This window comes from Bacillus sp. AFS018417 (assembly GCF_002560985.1).
Lineage (GTDB): Bacteria > Bacillota > Bacilli > Bacillales > Bacillaceae_G > Bacillus_A > Bacillus_A rhizoplanae.
On record NZ_NTTM01000030.1, the window covers coordinates 145,777 to 167,301 of the forward strand.

21 protein-coding genes, 3 riboswitches and 1 other annotated feature are annotated in these 21,525 nt (G+C 36.5%); of the genes, 4 read left to right on the forward strand and 17 right to left on the reverse strand.

The genetic code is table 11. The features are described 5' to 3' along the window. Positions 1 to 57 precede the first annotated feature (57 nt). The 4 genes from CN326_RS13230 to gltP all read right to left on the reverse strand — a co-directional run bounded on the left by CN326_RS13230 (position 58) and on the right by gltP (position 4,349). Positions 58 to 720: a PspA/IM30 family protein gene (locus tag CN326_RS13230; RefSeq protein ID WP_098309482.1), complete on the reverse strand. Its 663-nt coding sequence runs from the start codon at positions 718 to 720 to the stop codon at positions 58 to 60. A gap of 45 nt (positions 721 to 765) precedes the next feature. Further along, positions 766 to 1,122 carry a lmo0954 family membrane protein gene (locus tag CN326_RS13235; RefSeq protein WP_098309483.1) on the reverse strand — a complete coding sequence of 119 codons (357 nt, stop codon included), beginning with the start codon at positions 1,120 to 1,122 and terminating at the stop codon, positions 766 to 768. A 193-nt stretch (positions 1,123 to 1,315) separates the two neighbouring features. Continuing rightward, positions 1,316 to 2,632, reverse strand: coding sequence for a Na+/H+ antiporter NhaC family protein (locus CN326_RS13240; protein WP_098309484.1), 1,317 nt, complete (start codon positions 2,630 to 2,632; stop codon positions 1,316 to 1,318). Between the two features lie 97 nt (positions 2,633 to 2,729). Beyond that, positions 2,730 to 2,834: riboswitch (SAM riboswitch) on the reverse strand. 243 nt (positions 2,835 to 3,077) lie between these two features. Further along, positions 3,078 to 4,349, reverse strand: a complete 1,272-nt coding sequence (gltP, locus tag CN326_RS13245) for a glutamate/aspartate:proton symporter GltP (RefSeq protein ID WP_098309485.1) — start codon at positions 4,347 to 4,349, stop codon at positions 3,078 to 3,080. Positions 4,350 to 4,776: 427 nt separating this feature from the next. Between gltP and CN326_RS13250 the strand changes: the two genes are divergently transcribed. After that, positions 4,777 to 6,078 carry a murein hydrolase activator EnvC family protein gene (locus tag CN326_RS13250; RefSeq protein ID WP_098309486.1) on the forward strand — a complete coding sequence of 434 codons (1,302 nt, stop codon included), beginning with the start codon at positions 4,777 to 4,779 and terminating at the stop codon, positions 6,076 to 6,078. 149 nt (positions 6,079 to 6,227) lie between these two features. After that, on the forward strand, positions 6,228 to 6,395 hold the full coding sequence (locus CN326_RS24640) for a hypothetical protein (RefSeq protein WP_176524617.1): 168 nt from the start codon (positions 6,228 to 6,230) through the stop codon (positions 6,393 to 6,395). A gap of 178 nt (positions 6,396 to 6,573) precedes the next feature. Here CN326_RS24640 and CN326_RS13255 read toward each other — a convergent pair whose 3' ends face one another. The 13 genes from CN326_RS13255 to CN326_RS13315 form a co-directional block, all read right to left on the reverse strand. Continuing rightward, positions 6,574 to 7,917, reverse strand: coding sequence for a sodium-dependent transporter (locus tag CN326_RS13255; protein ID WP_098309581.1), 1,344 nt, complete (start codon positions 7,915 to 7,917; stop codon positions 6,574 to 6,576). Positions 7,918 to 8,028: 111 nt separating this feature from the next. Next, positions 8,029 to 8,273: a binding site (T-box leader), on the reverse strand. A 54-nt stretch (positions 8,274 to 8,327) separates the two neighbouring features. Then, positions 8,328 to 8,792: an NUDIX domain-containing protein gene (locus CN326_RS13260; RefSeq protein WP_098309487.1), complete on the reverse strand. Its 465-nt coding sequence runs from the start codon at positions 8,790 to 8,792 to the stop codon at positions 8,328 to 8,330. A 67-nt stretch (positions 8,793 to 8,859) separates the two neighbouring features. After that, positions 8,860 to 9,474, reverse strand: coding sequence for an NAD(P)-binding protein (locus tag CN326_RS13265; RefSeq protein WP_098309488.1), 615 nt, complete (start codon positions 9,472 to 9,474; stop codon positions 8,860 to 8,862). Next, positions 9,443 to 10,201, reverse strand: coding sequence for a sirohydrochlorin chelatase (locus tag CN326_RS13270; RefSeq protein WP_098309489.1), 759 nt, complete (start codon positions 10,199 to 10,201; stop codon positions 9,443 to 9,445). The genes CN326_RS13265 and CN326_RS13270 overlap by 32 nt, the downstream gene beginning before the upstream one ends. A 1-nt stretch (position 10,202) precedes the next feature. Continuing rightward, the gene (cobA, locus tag CN326_RS13275; protein ID WP_098309490.1) at positions 10,203 to 10,979 is read right to left on the reverse strand and encodes a uroporphyrinogen-III C-methyltransferase; all 777 of its coding nucleotides are present in this window, start codon (positions 10,977 to 10,979) and stop codon (positions 10,203 to 10,205) included. A gap of 217 nt (positions 10,980 to 11,196) precedes the next feature. After that, on the reverse strand, positions 11,197 to 11,409 hold the full coding sequence (locus CN326_RS13280; protein ID WP_098309491.1) for a DUF3906 family protein: 213 nt from the start codon (positions 11,407 to 11,409) through the stop codon (positions 11,197 to 11,199). A gap of 12 nt (positions 11,410 to 11,421) precedes the next feature. Beyond that, complete coding sequence (locus CN326_RS13285; RefSeq protein ID WP_098309582.1) at positions 11,422 to 13,044, reverse strand: nitrite/sulfite reductase; 1,623 nt, start codon at positions 13,042 to 13,044, stop codon at positions 11,422 to 11,424. Positions 13,045 to 13,057: 13 nt separating this feature from the next. Next, the gene (gene cysC, locus CN326_RS13290; RefSeq protein ID WP_098309492.1) at positions 13,058 to 13,651 is read right to left on the reverse strand and encodes an adenylyl-sulfate kinase; all 594 of its coding nucleotides are present in this window, start codon (positions 13,649 to 13,651) and stop codon (positions 13,058 to 13,060) included. A 12-nt stretch (positions 13,652 to 13,663) separates the two neighbouring features. After that, on the reverse strand, positions 13,664 to 14,800 hold the full coding sequence (gene sat / locus CN326_RS13295; RefSeq protein ID WP_098309493.1) for a sulfate adenylyltransferase: 1,137 nt from the start codon (positions 14,798 to 14,800) through the stop codon (positions 13,664 to 13,666). A 44-nt stretch (positions 14,801 to 14,844) separates the two neighbouring features. Then, a complete protein-coding gene (locus CN326_RS13300; RefSeq protein ID WP_098309494.1) occupies positions 14,845 to 15,549 on the reverse strand; it encodes a phosphoadenylyl-sulfate reductase in 705 nt (234 codons plus the stop codon). A 91-nt stretch (positions 15,550 to 15,640) separates the two neighbouring features. Beyond that, positions 15,641 to 15,784 (reverse strand): YezD family protein, encoded by a 144-nt coding sequence (locus tag CN326_RS13305; protein WP_098309583.1) that lies wholly within the window; start codon positions 15,782 to 15,784, stop codon positions 15,641 to 15,643. A gap of 67 nt (positions 15,785 to 15,851) precedes the next feature. Then, positions 15,852 to 15,960: riboswitch (SAM riboswitch) on the reverse strand. 124 nt (positions 15,961 to 16,084) lie between these two features. Beyond that, positions 16,085 to 17,401: a diaminopimelate decarboxylase gene (lysA, locus tag CN326_RS13310; RefSeq protein WP_098309495.1), complete on the reverse strand. Its 1,317-nt coding sequence runs from the start codon at positions 17,399 to 17,401 to the stop codon at positions 16,085 to 16,087. A 181-nt stretch (positions 17,402 to 17,582) separates the two neighbouring features. Beyond that, positions 17,583 to 17,765, reverse strand: a riboswitch (Lysine riboswitch). A 90-nt stretch (positions 17,766 to 17,855) separates the two neighbouring features. After that, positions 17,856 to 18,251 (reverse strand): DUF3888 domain-containing protein, encoded by a 396-nt coding sequence (locus CN326_RS13315; RefSeq protein ID WP_098309496.1) that lies wholly within the window; start codon positions 18,249 to 18,251, stop codon positions 17,856 to 17,858. A 191-nt stretch (positions 18,252 to 18,442) separates the two neighbouring features. Here CN326_RS13315 and CN326_RS13320 point away from each other — a divergent pair, with 191 nt between their 5' ends. Next, entirely contained in the window at positions 18,443 to 20,329 is a 1,887-nt protein-coding gene (locus CN326_RS13320) for an LTA synthase family protein (RefSeq protein WP_098309497.1), read from the forward strand. A gap of 386 nt (positions 20,330 to 20,715) precedes the next feature. After that, positions 20,716 to 21,417 carry a CDP-diacylglycerol--serine O-phosphatidyltransferase gene (pssA, locus tag CN326_RS13325; protein ID WP_098309498.1) on the forward strand — a complete coding sequence of 234 codons (702 nt, stop codon included), beginning with the start codon at positions 20,716 to 20,718 and terminating at the stop codon, positions 21,415 to 21,417. Positions 21,418 to 21,525: the final 108 nt, after the last annotated feature.

Sequence of the window (21,525 nt, forward strand, 5' to 3'; positions counted from 1 at the left end):
TTCCAACACCTTTTCTTCTATCACTATATCATAAGCTTGTTTTATAATGTACTACAATTATTTTACTGATTCTTTTGTTATAGATACTTCTTTTTTCTCCTTCATTTCGCGCTCAAGCTTTGCAATCTTCATATCAAATGTGTCACGTTCATGATCTTCATTGATGCGAAGCTCTAAATCAAGAATGTGATTTTCAATTTCTTCAAAGCGTAAAAATGGGTTATTTTCATCCATTTTATGCAGAGCCGTATTCATGCGACGGTTCGCATGTGCCATATTTTCACGTGCCATTAATTCCATACGTTTTGCATTCATTTCTTTTAATTTATTTTTCATTTCAGAAAGGCGACGCTCTAATTCATCAATTTGTTCCATAACACCTGCATACATTTCTTCTAAGCGAGCTACTCGCCCTTCGTAATATGCGACTTCTTCTAATGCACGTTCTTGCAGTTGCATTTCTCCTGCTTCTTGCGCAATTACAGCTTGCTTGGATCTCTTATTTACGAAATAACGCGCCTGCTCGAGCTCACGAGCAAAATTAGATTTTAATGTTTTATGACGCTCAATTAACTTTTCAATTTTTGTTACCTCACGTTCGCTATCACGTAAATATTGATTTAACATCGCAATTGGGTTCTTTCTTTCTTTCTCGTCTAACACATTATGAAGATCTGCAAGTATTGCCTCGCGTACACGTCCGAATAATGATTGTTTCATTTTAAATCTTCCTCTCTTCTACTTTATTATTTTAGTTGTTTAATATTAGTTATTTTTCATTAATTTGTTCCATTCATCTTCAAAATTGCTATATGGTTTAGAACCTTCTGAAGCAGACTCTACTACAACTTTTTCTTTTTTCCATTCGCGGTATCCATAATATAGAACGACTAATGCTACGATACCGATTAATGCTGGTGAATTAGAAAGGCCGATTGACAAGCCAACTAAACCGACAATACCCCAAGCTAACTTTCCAAAAAATGATCGTGCTCGCACAAATGACTTGTAGCTCCAATACACAATCCCTGCTCCAATTGCAAATCCTATAATACCAGCAAGACTTCCAAGAGCAATTAAAGCTAAAATACCGGCTGCGATAAACGCTAGAAACTGTTTCATCTTGTGCTTGCCTCCCTTCGATTTGATACTCTTATCTTAACTATTTTTTCATTTTTCTATAACGAGCTTAAGAACCGTTTTCTTCTCAGACTTAAGTCCTATTCATCATCAGACCTATATTTAAAGTAATCTAAAGTTAGTCTTTATATTCAAAACAAAAGAGGATGCCTTATACAAGACATCCTCTTTTTCATTATGCTGTTTTTTCATATTCCTTTTTCTTAGCTATAGGTGAAAGACGCGGAAAATTAATTACAATTGAAATAATACCGCAAACCGCAACTAACATTGGATAAAATGAATACGGTAATAACTCAACTGGTGAAAGCGAAGCAAATCCTGCCGCTGTTAACATTTGTGCACCGTACGGGATTAACCCTTGCACGCTACAAGAAAATAAATCTAACAGGCTCGCAGATTTTTTCGGATCAATATTGTATTGATCTGCAACATTCTTTGCCAGTGGACCCGTGAAAATAATAGAAATCGTATTGTTTGCTGTGCACATATTTGTCATACTTACAAGACCAGCAATTCCAAATTCCGCACCTTTTTTTGAGCGAATATTACGCGTTAATATATTCATTAAATACTGAATACCGCCGTTATATTGGATAATTTCAACCATTCCACCGATTAAAATCGCTAATAATACCATCTCCATCATACCATTAATTCCTACTGTAATACTTTTAAAGAAACTTGCTAATGTGTAGCTTCCATCTAACATGCCAATGATACCAGCTAACACTGTTCCTCCAGTTAATACAACTAGTACGTTACATCCGAGCAGCGCTGTAATTAACACCCCTGCATACGGTAAAATTTTCACCCAGTTAAACGCATGTGCTGTCATATTTGTATGAGTTCCTAACGTAAGAACGATTAAAAGTATACTCGTAATAATGGCAGCTGGTAATACAATCAAGAAGTTTGTTTTAAATTTATCTTTCATTTCCGTTCCTTGTGTACGCACCGCAGCAATTGTCGTATCTGAAATAAAGGATAAATTGTCACCAAACATCGCTCCGCCAACAACTGTCGCCATAGCTAGTGCCATAGAAATATCCGTGTGCCCACTAATTCCTACTGCAATTGGCCCCAATGCTGCAATTGTCCCCATTGACGTTCCCATCGCTAATGAAATAAACGCACCAATAATAAACAGTCCAGCAACTAACAAGCTTTGTGGAAAAATAGTAAGAGCTAAGTTTACTGTTGCTTCAACAGCGCCCATACCTTTTGCCGTTTCAGAAAATGCACCTGCTAATACAAAGATTAATACCATAATCATGATATCTGGATTGCCAGCCCCTTTAGCAAAACGTTCAACCTTTGTCGTAAAGTTTTCTTTTCTGTTCATTACTAACGCGATAGCAACTGCAATTAAAATAGCAACTACGATTGGTAACTTATAAAAATCTCCTGTAATCACACCAGAACCAATAAATAGCGCTAAAAATATACCAAGCGGCAATAATGCCCATCCATTTCCTTTTGTTTGTTCCAAAGTAATATCCTCTCCTATTTCTAAACCTTTCCTTCACAAGAGCGAAAAAGACCTCTTCTGAAGAGAAGAGGTCTTATATATCATATAAGAAACACTCTTCTCATCTATCAAGCATATCGCTTGCTGGATTTGGCACAGCACTCTACATGAGTCCGCTGCCGAGGCATCGTAGGGCCAGTCCCTCCGCCTCTCTTGATAAGAAGGTTTCATATTATATTTTGTGTAAATCAATCCTTTATTACTTTACTCGCTGCAAAAGAAAATGTCAAATATTATTTCTATCAAAATAGTTGGTATTTTTTTGATATTTATACGAAGTTATATTAAATACGCTTTATCAATTAACCGTTTCCACGATGATCCATCTCCATATTTCCGTTTCATTTACAGTCACTCCTTTCATATAGAAAAACCCTCACGTATAACGTGAGGGTTTTGTTGTAATTTAAGCTGCTTGCTTCTCTGAAATCTCCTTCAAATAAGCTTGTCCTTTTTCTTCGTCGTATTGACCTTCCCATTTAGACATAACAACTGCAGCTAATGAGTTACCTACTACGTTTACTGCTGTACGTGCCATATCTAAAATACGGTCAATACCAGCGATAAACGCTAAACCTTCAGCCGGAATACCTACTGTATGAAGCGTTGCTAATAATACAACGAATGATACGCCTGGTACACCTGCAATACCTTTTGAAGTAACCATTAATACAAGAAGCAATGTAATTTGCTCTGAAATTGATAAGTGAATACCATACATTTGCGCTAAGAAAAGAGCGGCAATTGCTTGGTATAATGTTGAACCATCTAAGTTAAATGAATAACCTGTCGGAATAACGAAAGATGTAATGGCTTTCGGACAACCGAAACGCTCCATCTTTTCCATAATCTTTGGTAGAACCGTCTCTGAGCTTGCTGTAGAATACGCTAAAATAAGCTCGTCTTTTAAAATCTTAAAGAATTGAAAAATATTAATTCCAAATATTTTTGCTGTAATACCTAATACAACAACAACGAAGAAAATCATTGCGCCATAAACAACAATAACTAACTTACCTAATGGGATTAATGACGCTACACCAAACTTAGAAACCGTTACGCCAATTAACGCAAATACACCAAACGGCGCAAATTTCATTACTTGATTTGTCACCCAAAACATTGAATCTGCTACACCCTGGAAGAAATTCAGAACTGGCTTTCCTCTTTCTCCAATGGCAGCTACTCCTAAACCAAATAATACAGAGAAGAAAATAATTGGAAGCATATCACCTTTTGCCAATGACTCCATAATATTCGTTGGAACAATATTTACAAACGTATCAGCAAATGAATGGTGCTGTACTTGTTCTGTTGTCGCTGTATACTTAGAAATATCTGTTTTTTGTAACTGTGACATATCCACGCCTTTTCCTGGTTGGAAAATGTTCGCTACTAATAAACCAACAATAATCGCAATTGTTGTAATGATTTCAAAATAAAGGATTGTTTTTCCGCCCAAACGTCCAAGCTTTTTGACATCACCAACGCCTGCCACCCCAACAATAAGACTGGCAACAACGATCGGTACGACGATCATTTTAATTAAGCGGATAAAAATATCACCAATCGGTTGTAAAATTTTAGCAACCATCGGATCACCATAAAAAATTGCTCCTACGGCAATACCGAGAGCAAGACCTATTAAAATTTGCCATGCAAGTCCAATTCTTTTCATACTTGCTGCGACCCCCTTCTTAGATGTTCTAAATTTCCATATTCTATTTTTCTATAAAATACAAAAATCACAGTATTAAATATTATAAGACTATTCAATACTTTCGCCCCTATTAAAATGATAAGACAAAAATAGAAATCTGACAACTAAAAAAACTTTCCTCTATGCAAATTTTTTTCTTGACAAAAATAAATCCAATGTCAGAAAACCTCACATGAGAACGATTCCTCTCTTCCTTATTTCTCGATATATGTTAGTTCGTAACATCAATAAACTTCTATAGTAGAGACGAACCATTTTTATGTGATTTCTTTGTAATTTTCGACATTTAATAACAATTACTTAAATTTTTTTTACATTATCATTACAACAATAGACATTTTTCTCCTTCCTGTGATTATATAGAATAGGGAAAGGGGATAGACAGATGAACAAAAAAATAACAGCGTTTAGTTTACTGACAGCCGGCTCTATTTTCGTTTCTCCATTGCTTTCACCAGTATATGCGGAGACGAGTCAAGATAAATTATCTAATATCCAATCACAATTAGAAGGTAAACAACAAGAAATACATACGAAATCAGCTGAAAAAGAACAAATCGAAAAAGAAATACAAGATTTACAGAAAAAAATCGATGAATTAACTGCTTCTATTAATAAAAATGAAGCAGATTTAAACGCAACAAAAGCTGAAATCGAAAAAACACAAAACAGTATTGATGAGAAAAAGAAACATATTGAAGAACTACAGAAAAAAATCGATACACGTCAAGAAGTAATTAAGCAGAGATTACAGTCCATGCAAGAGCAACCACGTACAAATTTAATTACAGAAGTATTAATTAACACGAACAATATCGCTGAACTAATAGAAAATATGTATTCTGTAAGTGTAATTTTAAATAATGATACAGATATCGTAAAACAGCAAACTCAAGATCAAGAAACTGTTAAAAAAGAAAAAGAAGCGATTGAGAAAAAAGAAACACAACTTAAGGAATCTGAACAAACATTACAGAAACAACAGCAAGAACTACAAGCAAATCAGCAACAACAGCAAGCATTAATTACCGATTTACACGAAAAAGCTTCAAAGATAGATTCTGAGATGGAAAGTTTAGAAGAATCAAAGACTATTTTAGAAAACCAACGTCAAGCTGTTCAAAATGCAGTTGAAGAGGAAAAACGTGCAGAAGAAGCGAAAAAGGCTGAAGAAGCAAAAAAAGCTGAAGAACAAAAACGATCTCAGCAAGCCGCTCCTTCAGTGCAAGCCGCTCCTTCAGTGCAAGCCGCTCCTTCAGCGCAAAGCCAACCTGCACCTCAAGCGAAAAATACTGGCGGTTTTATTAAACCAGCAGCTGGTAGATTTTCTTCTGGATTTAATGATCCATCACGTGATCGTCATAAAGGACTTGATATTGCAGCTCCTGGAACCGTACCAATTGTCGCTGCAGCCGATGGAGTTGTTATTCGCTCCGATTTCTCTAGTAGCTACGGAAATGTTGTATACTTATCGCACCGTATGAACGGTCAAACATATACAACTGTTTATGCTCATATGAGTAGCCGCTCTGTTTCAGTTGGACAAAAAGTAACACAAGGCCAGCAACTCGGTTTTATGGGAAATACAGGTGATTCACAAGGACAACACTTGCACTTCGAACTACACATCGGTGAGTGGAATCAAGCAAAATCAAATGCTGTAGATCCAGCTCCTTATATTAAATAAAAAACTCGGCAATTGCCGAGTTTTTTATTTATGGAAAACAAGTGAATCTCATCTTTCACATGCACTTCTTATATATATTTTATGATTTTTAACACCTTCTAGGCATTACACATACAATAACATAAAAGCCTTTTTGAGGAGGTCTACACATGAATCAAGAATCACAAGCAGTTGCAGTATTACAAGAAGCCAAAGAGACATTTATAGGCCGAATATTTTCAGTAGTTGGATCCGGTATCTTTTTTATTGGTTCCTTCATCGCAGCCGTTGTAGCTTTTAAAACATATACTCGTCTATTACAAACTTCTACATCATAATAAAGTGAAACTTCCATCAGTGACGCTTTTCTCACTGATAGAAAGCTCTCACCAATCGGGCGCATGCCAGCAGTTATCCCCCACCTCTCTTCTTTGTTTTTTCTGAATCTTGAGGTGGGGTCTTACTGCCCACGAATAGCGGGATAAAAAACGGAGAATATTCTCCGTTTTTTATTAACTAAAGTACACCAATAACGTTTAAAAAGACAAGAATAACCGTAATCGGAATCACGTAACGAAGCAAGAAAAACCATACATGAAATAATAGTTTCCCTCTTGTTTCTTTGACTTCTAATTCTTGCATTATCAACTCTTTCTTCATTTTATTTGGTACAAAGAGCGAAATTGCTAGCACACCAAGTGGAAGTAATACGTTACTCACCGAAAAATCTAATAGATCAAAAACTGTCTTTCCAAATAGCTTTACATCGCTCATAATCCCAAAAGATAATGCCGCTGGAATTCCAACTACAAAAATAAGTAATCCAATTAAGAGCGATGCTGATGGACGCTTCTTTTCATCCTCTTTGGCCACGGAAGCAACAACAATTTCGAGCATAGAAATTGCTGATGTAAGCGTTGCAAAGAAAAACAAAATTAAGAATAAAACAAAGAAAAAATGCCCGAAAGGAATTTTTCCAAACACAGCTGGAAGAACGATAAATAGTAATCCCGGTCCTTCTGTTGGACTGACACCTAACGCAAAAATCGCTGGAAAAATTGCTAACCCTGCAAGTACAGTAATAAAAACTGTTAAGCTTGTAATCGATATTGCTGATTTTGCTAAATGTTCTTCTTTTTTCAAATAGGAGCTGTATGTAACCATAACAGAAGCTCCAACTGTTAATGAAAAGAATGATTGCCCCATCGCATATAAAATTGTTTTTGCTGTTAATTTCGAGAAATCTGGTTTTAAGAAAAATTTAACCCCTTCCCATGCTCCGTCCAGTGTAAGAGAACGAACAATAATTGCAAGAAACAGAACAAATAATAGCGGCATCATATACTTACTTGCTTTTTCAATTCCTTTTTCTACACCTTTACTTACAATAAAAATTGTACAAAGCATGAAAACAAATTGTGCTCCAATTGCACTTACTGGATTTGAGATTGTTTCTCCAAACAACTTTGCGTAATCAACGGCATTCCCCCATAATCCACCTGTTACACTATAAAATAAATAAAGTAAAATCCAGCCTCCAACAACACTATAAAATGCTAAAACACAAAAACACGTTACAACTCCCATGCGGCCAATCCATGGATATAATTTATTATTTGGTACTAATACTTTATACGCTGTCACCGCTTCTTTTTGCGTACTGCGACCGATAACAAATTCCGCCACTAAAAGCGGCAGACCGATAAATACTGTCATTAATAAAAAGACAAGGAAAAAGGCTCCTCCTCCACTATTTCCGGCAACATACGGAAATTTCCAAATCGCTCCAAGCCCAACTGCTGCCCCGGCTGCTGCGAGTACAAACCCAATTTTCGACGTCCATTGCTGTGTTTCTTTCATTTTCACTTCTCCTGATCTGAATATTTCTGTTTTTTTCATTCATATGCTTTCAGTTCATACTCGCCCACCTCCTTTAGAAAATAAAAAAGTCCCCTACACGCTATGATGCATGTAGAGGACGATATATGTAATATAATACCGTGGTACCACCTCAATTGGATAAATTATCCCACTTTTCAGGTACAGGAATGCTTCCGATACCTTATCCTTGTAACGGCGGAACCCGGGTTGCCTACTATCAATTCAACATACCTCTCGCAAGCCCATTCTGTATATTTTATCGTACCGGGCTCACACCTTTCCCCAGCTCTCTGAACGCTTCAAATATACGTACTCTTCTTGCTCATTGATTTCATGTATTGAAGTCAACTGTGATTATAGAGGAGATTTCTGTATTTGTAAAGGACAAATTAATTTACATCTCCTAAATATACTTCCGTCTTTTCACGATGAATAAAATGTTGTTGCAATCGCACACGTAGTATTTGCGGATAGAGGCGATACTGTGTAATGTTACGTAGCGGCAACCACTCTATTCCAATTTGATTCGTATCTAACTCTGTTGCTCGTTCTACATTCGGTTCACTAAGAAGTGTACATGAGAACATATATTCAATTTGATGAATATCAAAATCAAACACGGCATATTCATGATTTTTACCTATATATTCTCTAATAAACAATAACTCATTTGGTTTAACTTCCGCACCGATCTCCTCTATACACTCTCGTTTTACCGTTTCCGTAAATGTTTCACCCGGTTCTTGACCACCGCCAGCCAGTGTATAATATTCCCCATATTGGTCACGCTTTTTAATTGCCAAAAAATGATCATCCCGTACAATTAATGCTTTTACTGAATTTCTGATTTTCATATCTCTTCTCCCCCTTTTCAGTAATGCATTCTTTATTTTATTCAAAAGAGGGAAATGTTACAAACTATCAAAATACTAGCTTTTCATCTAACGAATAGAAAAATTTTTCTCGTTGCTGTGCATTTTGTACATAAACAGACTTAAGTACTTCCTGTAACACAGCATTCTGCGTCTTCTTATCTACTTGTAACTGCTTCACTTTCATACGTACTTCATATAAGAAATTCACATATTCCTCATAACTATCATCATATTTCCCTGCAATTTCATCACGAATTTTTTTTGCAAGCTTTGGGCTTGCCCCCCCAGTAGATACAGCAATATTTAATTTCCCACGATGAATAGCTGCCGGAAAATGAACATTACCGCTCTCAGGATTTGTAATTACATTTACAAGTTGATTCGGCGCTGCGTCATTTGCAATTCTCTCATTTAACAGTGAATCACTTGTTGCAGCAACGACTAAAAATGCATCTGCAAGATCACTTGCTTCATATTCTTTTTGAAACCAGCGAATTTTTTCTTCTTCTACAAGTTGAATTAAACTTTTATCAAGTTTTCTACTAATCACAATAATATTGGCTTCTTCTTGCAATAAAGGTACAATCTTAAATGCTGCGACTCGTCCACCGCCAATGAAAACAACACGTTTATTCTTTATTCGCACTGTTAATGGGTACATATACACTCCCCCTTATCATTTCTTCTGTACATTTTATTAGCATGTCTTGAAAAGCCTGGTTTTTGCTTAAATACGGACATAATACAATGTGAGAATGGTTGTTTTTCCGAACCGCTTTTTCAATTCTCTTCATTAACAATCCTGTGAACAAAAGATACGGAAGGATAACAATAGGGGCGTTCGTTGTTTGGACAAGTTCATGTAACTTCTCTTCAAATTGTGGCTTGGCCGCTGCTAAATAACATACTTCGACCTTTGCTACTTCATCTGCCGTTTCAAATAATGACGCAATGTCCCTTACATCTCTTAACGTTTCTTCATCACTACTCCCTCTTGCTACAAGTAAAAGGGTAACTCGTTTTTCAATCGCTTTAATTCCGCTGCCATCTAGAACTGCAGTAACAAGTTCACGAGAAACGCCAAATGGATTTCCATATGAAAATGACACATGAGGATACTGATTTTGTAACCATTCTAACTCCTCAGGAATATCCTTTTTCACATGAACTGCCGCTAATAAAAAGACAGGGACAATCACAATTTCAGTTGCCCCTTTTTGCACACAACTTGTAATCCCCTCAGCGATAGAAGGTGGTGCTAATTCTAAAAAACATATTTGTTGAATAGGAGCCGATACACGTTCCATACACGATGTAACAAAAGCAACCGCTTCTTCACGTGCTTCCTGTAAACGACTGCCATGACAAATATATAATACTGCTTTCATATTAAAGTACTCCGCTGAGTGGATACGAATGTTCAAGCGTTTGTTCAAACCAATGAATTTTCTCACGGAATCGGACAACTTCACCAATTACAATCATACTTGGATTTTGAATTTGCTCATTCTCTGCCACAGATACAATACTTCCTAATGTTCCTGTAATTGTACGCTGAGATACTGTTGTCCCCCACTCGATCATCGCCACTGGTGTATGTTCACTTTTTCCATATTTTAAAAGCTGTTCACATATATAAGAAAGGTTGCTTACACCCATATAAACAGCAAGCGTATCCACACCTTTCGCTAAGTTTTCCCACTTCACTTCTTCCTCTGCACCTTCTTTCCGGTGCCCTGTTACAACCGCAAAACTTGTACTAGCGTCTCGGTGTGTAACAGGGATTCCTGCATACGCAGAAGCTGCAATACCAGCTGTAATGCCTGGAACAACTTCAAATGGAATACCATGTTTCACCAATGCTTCCGCTTCTTCTCCACCTCTTCCAAACACAAAAGGATCTCCGCCTTTTAGACGCGTCACAATCTTGCCTTTCTTTGCATATTTCACTAGAAAAGCATGAATCGTTTCTTGCTTCATTGTGTGGTAGTTCGGAAGTTTCCCGCAGTAAATTAAATCCGCTTCTGGCTTTGCATAAGAAAGTAACTCTTTATTCACAAGACGATCATATAAAATGACATCTGCTCGTTGAATACATTTTACTCCTTTAACAGAAATTAAATCTGGGTCGCCAGGTCCTGCACCAACAATGTACACCTTTCCCATACTTTCTCCCCATTTCTTTTATAATGTGAACCTTCTATAAATGGATTTTCCTCCCATATTACATTAACCGGACCGATCAGGATTTTGTGAGCATTTTTCCTTTATGACATGCTTAACATCAACCAAATAATAAAGTGAAACTTCCATCAGTGAGGGGGCTTCATCCCCATCTAATGGAAGTCTACAAATCTTCATCTTACTGCCTGTTAGCATCGTATTAAGTCGTTTCTTGTTCATGCAAAACAAAAGCTGCACCCTTTCGAATTTTCTTCTTCTCATATAAAGAAATCTCTTTCACTTCCGGTAAAGGCAGAAAATATTTTTCAAGTTCTATTTCAACGAGACGAAATGCCTGCTCTTCACTTTGCGCAACAACGACTACAGGAACAACACCATTTGCTAAAACTGCTTCAAAACGATATAAGTCCATATTGTTCCCCTCCTAAGATGCAATCACTTCTTCTAAAATCGTATTTAATGCTGCTTGTAAATCCGTTATTCCAATACGACCAACAAACTCATAAAATGTTTCACTAGGAAGTTTATTTTCTTTAAAATATGTTAAAAACGCAACGAGAACATGCGGCAAATCTTCACCATCTATTTTCCCTTTTAGCTTTTCATTATAAGTACCGCCGTCTAGTAACGTTCCACCTACATAAATTTCAAAAGCTTCAACAATCCCTTTTTCTTTCGTTTTCATTTTGACACCTTGCAAACCGATATCCGCAATTTGTCTTTGTCCGCAAGAGTTTGGACAACCGATCATATGAATACGAACTGGCACATCTAATACAAGCTGTGTATCTAAATAATCCGCAATATTGCGTAATCTTTCTTTCGTCTCCACTAATGCCAAGTTACAATATTCAATACCTGTGCAAGAAACTGCATAACCGATAAATGACTTTGGTTTTGCAGAGATTGCTTCCAATAGTGGTTCTTGCAATAGGACATCAATATTTTCTTTCGGTACATTCGGAATAATAAAGTTTTGCGAATTACATGTACGAATTTCACCGTTTCCATACTGTTTTGCAATTCTAGCAATCTCATACATTTCTTCTGCATGCAGGCGACCAACTGGTACATTAAAACCAACATAGTATAAATCATCTTGCTTTTGCTTATGAACACCGTAAAAATAACCAGCATTCCAACCCTTTAGGGCACTTTCTCCTCTATCATGTAAAGTTCCTGTGTATTGTAATAACTGTTCTCTAAATTTTTCTGGTCCCCAATCTGCAACAAGAAATTTTAGACGAGCAAGATGACGCTTTTCACGATATCCAAAATCACGGAAAATGGTTGCGACGGCAATTGCTACATCTTTCACTTGCTCCGGTAAAATAAATACATCTAGTTCTTCTGCTAAATATGGACGCGCTGATAAACCGCCGCCTACTTTTAGATGAAAACCAATGACTGTTTCTCCGTTAATTTCTTTCGTTGCAGGTGTAAATGCTACGCAGTTAATCTCAGCATTTGCTGAATTGTACACATTCGAACTAATCGACATTTTAAATTTGCGAGGTAAATTTGAAAACTCTTCATTATGCTGAAAATATTCATATACTTCCTGTACAATTACTTGTGTATCAAACAATTCATTTTCATCAATTCCAGCAAGTGGATTCCCTGTAATATTACGTGTAATATCACCGCATGCACCGGCTGTGGATAACCCTACTTTCTCTAGCCGCTGCAGAATATCTGGAATTTGCTCAATTTGCAGCCAATGAAACTGAATAGCTTGACGCGTTGTAATATCAAGCACATCACGGCCGTAATCTTCAGCGATAGAAGCAAGAGTTTCCACCTGTTCGTTTGTTATAATTCCAGATGGTATATTTACACGCATCATGAAATATCCCGCCTCTTTTGGGCGCTGCAAATATAAACCTGCCCACTTAAAAGAATCCCATTCTTCTTTCGGAATAGACGAAAATCCATGCTCAGCATAATACGGAATATCTTTAAAAACTTCTAAACCGTCTTTTTCTAATTTCTTTTTTTCAGTTGCATTTAGCTTTTCATTGTTTGCCCATGCTTTTTCATAACTCATCATGTATCTCCTCCTAGATAAAGCTTCGTTCTTGCAAATAAGCAATAATTTGATCTGCACATTGTTCAATAGAATAGCGATGCGTTTCCACAATAACTTCAGCTTGAATGGGCTCTTCATAAGGAGAATCAATTCCCGTAAACTGCTTAATCTCCCCGCTTCTTGCTTTTTTATAAAGTCCTTTCGGATCACGCTTTTCACACTCTTCAATCGGACACTTTACGAACACTTCAACAAACTCACCTTGTTCTAATATGTCACGCACTTGCTGACGATCTTCACGAAACGGTGAAATAAACGCTGTTAATACAATTGTTCCATTATCAACAAATAATTTCGCTACTTCACCGATGCGGCGAATATTTTCTGTGCGATCACCTTCCGAAAATCCTAAATCTTTATTTAAACCGTGACGGATATTATCTCCGTCTAACACATAATTACTAATTTTCTTATCAAATAACTTGCGAGTTACTGCATTTGCCACCGTTGATTTACCAGAAGCCGACAATCCTGTAAACCAAAGAACAAAGCTATGATTTTTGTTTTGCTTTCGGCGTTCTTCCTTTGAAACAGATGCTGTATGCCAAGTAATATTTGTTCCCATCTTTTTCTCCCCTTACTTTGTCACAACTTCTTTTTGCAAACCACGAATTAAGACTTCTACGACTTCTTTACGGCTAAATGTACTTGGTGGCAGTTCTCCATTTCGCAAGAGCTCTCTTACCTTTGTACCTGATAAAATGACATGATCTTCCTTTTCGTGCGGACATGTTTTCGTTGATGCCATTCCCTCACATTTCGCGCAATAAAAACTATGTTCAAAAAAGAGGGGTGTAATTCCTAATTCTTCTATTGTAAAGTTCGTAAAAATTTCCTGTGCTTCATACGTGCCATAATAATTTCCAACACCAGCGTGATCACGGCCAACAATAAAATGCGTACACCCAAAGTTTCTTCTTACAAGTGCATGGAAAATCGCTTCACGCGGCCCAGCATATCGCATCGCTGCTGGAAATACTGCTAAAAAGACACGATCTTTTGGATAGTAGTTTTCTAGAAGTACTTCGTAACTTTCCATTCGAACATCAGCTGGAATATCATCTGACTTCGTTTCTCCAACAAGCGGGTTTAAAAACAGGCCGTCAACAATTTCAAGCGCCGCTTTTTGAATATATTCATGTGCGCGATGAACTGGATTTCTTGTTTGAAAACCAACGATTGTTTTCCAATCACGCCGTGCAAACTCTGCTCGCGTTTCATTTGGATCTAAATGATAAGCGGCAAATTTTTCTTTTCCAATCCGTTTCACAAGCGTAATTGGTCCTCCCACGTATATATCCGGACGATCGTATAATTTTTTAACACCCGGATGTGCTTCTTCTACCGTTTTATAGACAAGCAACGCCTCCTTTTCTTTATCAGGCGCATAAATCTCTTGAACTTGAATCACGCCGTAAGTTACACCTTCTTTTACAAGTCGAACTTCTTCCCCCACTTTTAATTCCTTCGCTTTTTCTTCTGTTATAGGTAATGTAATTGGAATGCTCCATACATCTCCATCTGCTAATCGCATTGTTTCTACTACTGATACATAATCATTCTTTCCTAAAAAGCCAGTAAGTGGACTATATCCACCGATCGCAATGAGTTCTAAATCACTTAATGCAATTCCATCTAACTCAATTTCTTTTACAATATGTGCTGTTTCATATGTTTCATCAATTCGATTGACTAATATTTTTGTATCACTCATTTTCTTTTTCTCCTTCTTTATCAAGTATTAACGAATAGTAGTCTTCATTGATAATGAAGACCACATTCTGTTTTCAACTTCCCGGCCCAGCGCCCATCTCGCGAATCTCCACCCTCTTGCACCTGCACGGTACATGTTTCACATCCGATGCTCGGATACCCAATATCATGGAGTGGGTTGTACGGCAAATTATGCTTGTATACATAGCGCCATACTTCTTTCCAAGTCCAATGAATAAGCGGACAAATTTTAACAGATTGAAAGCGATGATCTCGATTGACAAACTGCGTATGTTTTCGTGTTTCAGACTGTTCTCTTCTTAAACCTGATATCCATGCTTTCCTATCTGTTAGCGCTTCTTCTAACGGCTTAATTTTCCTTAATTGACAACAAAGATTTGGATTATGTTTCCATAATTGATCACCATGCTCTTTTGCTTGTTCCTCAAGTGTAAGTGCCGGCTGCTTTTCAATAATATTCAACTTAGGAAATCGTTCTCGAACTTTTTTGATCAAATCATATGTTTCTTGAAAATGAACATTTGTATCTAAAAATACAACCTTTGCAGATGGATTTACTTGGTTAATTACGTGCAATAAAACCATTCCTTCTATCCCAAAGCTGCATGCATAAACAATATCGTCCTCATAATGTTCATACGCCCAGCGTACTGCTGCCAAAGCGCCTTTCGTTTCGTCGTCTTCCTGAAATGAAACAAAATTATCTTGCCAAGTTTCATACGTTAACATCGTTTTCTCCCTTCACGACGCCCATACAAAAAGGCGACCTTAACCTATAGAAATAGATTAAGACCGCCTCTAGTTTTTCTAGTCAGCGTGCTTATTTTAAGCGTACTTTTTCACTTTTTTCAAGCTGAATCACTTTACCATCTTGCACAACAATTGTAATAGAACCATATTTCATATCAGCAAGCATAGATTGAATCTTACTTGCTACTTCTTCAAATTGTCCGCGTACTCCCACGAACAGCCCCCCTTTTTCATAAAAAAAATCTTTCCCATTTCGAAAAGACTGTTCCGGTAACGTATCTACCTTATCTTCCAAAATGGATGCCATTTTGCTGGAAGTAGCACCTTACTCCTTTAAAGTAGGTTGCCGGGCTTCTTCGGGCCAGTTCCCTCCGCCACTCTTGATAAGAATTATATTTGTATTTTATCACAATTCTGATTTTTTTCAATCCTAGTTTTCCGATAAATTTTATTTATTATAAAAAAAGGAGTTGTTCACCTAAACAACTCCCACTTCAGCTAAGTAAGGACGCAGTCATACAAGTTCCTTTACACGTATGCGATCGTTCTCAATAATATTTTCATACGATTCTCTCTCTACAACAACTTGTGATTTTCCGTTTTTTGCAAACACAACTGCTGGACGACGAATACGGTTATAATTATTTGCCATCGAATAACCATATGCCCCTGTACAAGAAATAGCTAAGAGATCACAAGAAACAACTTTTGGAAGCTCTACATCCCAAATGAGCATATCCCCACTTTCACAACATTTGCCTGCAATTGAAACAACCTCTTCAGCAGATTCATTTGCTCGATTTGCTAGCAATGCTTCATAACGGGCTCCATAAAGTGCTGGGCGAAGATTATCTGTCATACCTCCATCAACCGATACATATTTACGGATACCTGGAATATCTTTAATCGCTCCAACTGTATACAGCGTTGTTCCTGCATCCCCAACAATGCTACGGCCTGGTTCCACCCAAATTTCTGGAAGGGGGTATTCGCATACTGTAAACTGCTCACGTACCGCATCCGTCACAGCTTTCACATATTCACCAAGAGCAAGAGGTGTGTCCCCTTCCGTATAGCGAATTCCAAAACCGCCTCCTACGTTTAATACTGGGGCTACATAGTTCATTTCTTTTCTCACTGTTTCCAAGAAGTTGCGAAGCACTTCAATTGCACGAATAAATCCTGCCGTCTCAAAAATTTGCGATCCGATATGAGAATGAATTCCTAATACACGATAGTTTGATTTTTCTAATGCACTTTTTACCGCTTGTGATGCATGCCCTGTTGAAATACCGAAACCAAACTTAGAATCATCTTGACCTGTTGTAATATATTCATGTGTATGCGCTTCTACTCCCGGCGTCACACGCAGCAAGATATTCACAACTTGCCCGTATTCTTTCGCTAAATCATGCAATACCTCTAGTTCAAAAAAATTATCTACAACAAAGCAGCCAATATTAGCTTCTAATGCCATTCTTATTTCTTCTTCTGTTTTATTATTACCATGAAAATGGATGCGCTCTGCTGGAAATCCCGCTTGCAACGCTGTATATAGTTCTCCGCTAGACACAACATCTAGCGACATATTTTCTTCGGCAGCTAACCTGCACATTTCCATGCACAAGAACGCTTTGCTTGCATATGCTACTTGATAAGAGAACCCACTTTCTCTAAAAGCACGATGAAATGCACGACATTTCTCACGAATTGCTGCTTCATCGTAAACATAAAGTGGTGTCCCATATGCTCTTGTAAGTTCAGTAGCATCGCATCCTCCAATTTCTAAGTGTCCTTGCTCATTAATGCGGCTTGTGCCGTGTAAATACATGTGAATTCCTCCCTTGTTTTCGCAAAACCCTCTATTACATTTCTTATTTATTACTATTATTCCTAATTTAGATAAACAAAAAACGCGCGGAACAATGTTCACACGCGTTTCTTATTAGAAGAATTTATGCCGAAAAAATAAACGTATTGTTATTTTCTCAAATAAGAAACCGCATCAAACATCTCCTAATAGCTCTCCATAAGCAAAATACTTATGACAGTACTACATTTATTCAATGCAGTCCCAATATATGAATGAAGTGGTCATTCATATATTTCGGCGATAACCCCTTTCAACCTATGATCATGAATACCACTTTATTTCCCATAGTTTACTTTTGATTACCGCGGCCTCTACCTTCGAGTGTAGATGAGGTAAGTCTATTTAATTTTCAAGCATCTTTTTGTTGCTATTAACAATATCAAATGACTAATTTATTTGTCAACCACTTTTTTCAAATCGGTTTACGGCAATTAATTTTCGTATCATCTGGTAAGCGCTTTACATCTATATTTTTCACAGTCCATTCACCACTATCATTTTCAAATGTAATCGTTACTTTTTCAAATGGCGGAAGCTTTCTCCCACCTGTTCCTGGCTCATATTTAATCATTTCGATAGATGTCCGAAACAAATATGTACCGCTGTACATTTTTTTCATACTAACAATTTTAGGGCACTCATACGGCTTTTGTTTTCCATAATGTTTTTGAATCGCTTCATTTATTCTCGGAAACAGCACGGAATAAAGTGCATCTTCTAGTAATAATGGCTCATGCTCAGCAGAGAAAGAAGCTGGATTTCCAAGTAAAATGAAACAACTTAATATAAAACAACATATTTTCTTCATAGTACTCCTCCATCTATCAATCAATGCCTTTATTTTATCCTTCTCTTCTTTTTCTATCCAATTGTTAGAAAATCATCCACAATTTCGCTATGTTTTTATATAATAGTACACATAGTAAAAAACATATAAATATGTAGCCTGTCATATACATAAAAGAGGCGGTTACTTGTAGGTAGTAGGAGGAGCCCGTTATGATACAACGTTTGTTTCCAAAAGTACGATTTGCTCTCGTGGCTGTCGTCTTATTGTGGATTAAAACATATATTGTATACAAATTAGCTTTTGATATGAAAATTGATAACGCTTTCGAACAAATTATGTTGTTCTTTAATCCATTAGCTTCATTATTATTATTTTTCGGTTTCGCTTTATTAGCAACAAAACATCGAAACCGAATCATTATCAGTATTAGTATCGTGCTATCCTTTATTTTATTTGGCAATGCTATGTTTTACGGATTTTACGATGATTTTGTAACATTCCCTGTATTATTTCAAACAAATAATATGGCTGATTTAGGGACAAGTATTAAAGAACTATTTACATATAAAACACTTCTTTTATTTGCTGATGTAATTATTTTAGCCATTTTATCTCGTAAATTCCCTAATTTTTGTGATACTACTCCTCTATCTCGGCAAGAGAAACGAACGTTTTTTAGTGGTGTAACAGCAGCATTAGCTTTGCAAATGGTTGTTTCAGTTATTTATAAACCACAACTTTTTTCACATTCATTTGATCGCCAAACGGTTGTGAAAAATCTTGGTTTGTATACTTATCATGTTTATGATATTGCACTGCAATCGAAATCTTCTGCTCAGCGTGTTTTTGCAAGCGGAGATAGCTTTTCTGAAATTGATAACTACGTAAAAACAAAGGATAGACAAGAAAACAAAGAGTTGTTCGGCGTGGCAAAAGGTAAAAATGTTATTTTAATTTCAATGGAGTCCACACAAAGTTTTGTCATCAATCAAAAAATAAATGGAAAAGAAATTACACCATTTTTAAATGACTTCATTAAAGACAGCTATTATTTCGATAACTTTTATCATCAAACTGGACAAGGGAAAACATCGGATGCCGAGTTTATTATTGAAAACTCCTTATACCCGCTTGATCGTGGCTCTGTTTTCTTTACACATGCTAATAATGAATATACAGCCACACCAGAGCAACTCAAAAAATATGGATATTACTCTGCTGTATTTCATTCAAATGATAAAACATTTTGGAATCGTGATTTGATGTATCCTGCACTCGGATATGATCGTTATTTTAATTTACAAGACTATACAGGTACAGAACAAATGTCTGTTGGTTGGGGATTAAAAGATAAAGAATTCTTTGAACAATCTATTTCAAAATTAAAATCTTTACCACAGCCGTTCTATACGAAATTCATTACATTAACAAATCATTTTCCTTTTTTGCTACAACCGGAGGATCAATCCATTGATGAATACAATTCAGAAAGCGACGTTGTAAATCGTTATTTTCCAACTGTACGTTATACAGATGAAGCACTGAAACATTTTATTGAACAATTAAAAAAAGAAGGCTTATACGACAATTCTATTATCATGATCTACGGAGATCATTATGGTATTTCTGAAAATCATAATGCTGCTATGGCACAATTTGTTGGAAAAGAAACACTTACTCCTTTTGATATGATGCAGTTGCAAAGGGTACCGCTCATCATACATATTCCTGGTCAGAAAGGAAAAATCATTTCAAAAGTTTCTGGACAAATTGATGTAAAACCGACGCTTCTTCATTTACTCGGTGTGAAAACAAACAACTCTATTGAATTTGGCACAGATTTATTTGAAACAAACGATGAACCACTTGTGGTTATGCGTGACGGTAGTTTCGTAACAAATGATTATATGTATACAAAAAATGTATGCTATAACAAAAAAACTGGTGAGCCAACTGATATTAACATTTGTCAACCATATATCGAAAAGGCAAAAACAGAATTGAATTACTCTGATAAACTCATTTACGGTGATTTGTTACGATTTGACCCGCATAATAAATATAAGACTGGTACGATGATAACGAAATTTGAATAAGGTGAAATTTTAATCAGATAGGGGTTTTCCATCCTCCACCTAGCTTCTTTGTTTTCTCTAAATATTGATGTGGTTGTAGGTTTTACTTCCTATTGATACAGAATAACGAACTAACCTCGAATTATGACAATTCGAGGTTTATTTTTAACGTAATATGTCCTTTATTTCTCCAAAAAGCAGGTTGTATTATATACTTTATTCATTCCAACAACATAATGGATTTCCTTGATTAATACTTCCGGTTTTACAACAAATGAAAATCCAATGAAATCTTTCTCAAAACGAAGAATTTTTTCATACTAGCACAGGAAATTTATGTTATGATAAAAAGGATAAACTTCCATAAACTAATCAAGAATCTATAAAAGAAAGCAAGGGATCAGATTTTGTACAGAGCAGCCATTCCAAACTTATTTACGCTCGGAAATTTATATAGTGGATTTCTATCCATCGGCTACGCTTCATTAGGATACTACAAATCAGCGGCAATTTTAGTTTTAATCGGAATGATGCTAGATAGCCTTGATGGAAGAATCGCGCGCTTACTTCGTGTCGATTCACAACTCGGAAAAGAACTTGATTCATTAGCAGACGTAGTTACATTTGGTGCTGCACCCGCTGTATTGATGTATTACACATCCTTCTCTAATTACGGTATTATCGGATTATACATAGCAGGACTTTTCCCTCTATTTGGAGCATACAGATTAGCTCGCTTCAATGTCACACCATCATCAACATCAATGAAATACTTTACTGGTGTACCAATTACAGCTGCAGGCGGTATCGTTGCTTTCTTAACGTTATTTTCACATGTGATTCCAAAAATAGTACTTATTACAGTATTCGTGGCATTTGCATTTCTTATGGTTAGTCGTATTCGTATTCCAAGCATGAAAGATGTACCCATTCCAAAATATAGTATTATCGTAACACTCTTTTTAATTGGGATTATTTATACGATGTATAAAACGAGCTTTGGTAATATTTCAGTTTTTCTATTCATTGCTATTCCGCTCTATATTTTGTTTATGCTGTCACAATTTCTTAGACAACGACCGGCACAAAAGAAGCGAGCAAACAAATAGTAAAAAAGAATCCTTCCTATCATAAGGAAGGATTCTTTTTTATCCCGCATTAACAGCTGTAAGAGCTCGATTCGATTGGGCGGGCTGTACACAAATAATAAAGTTGTT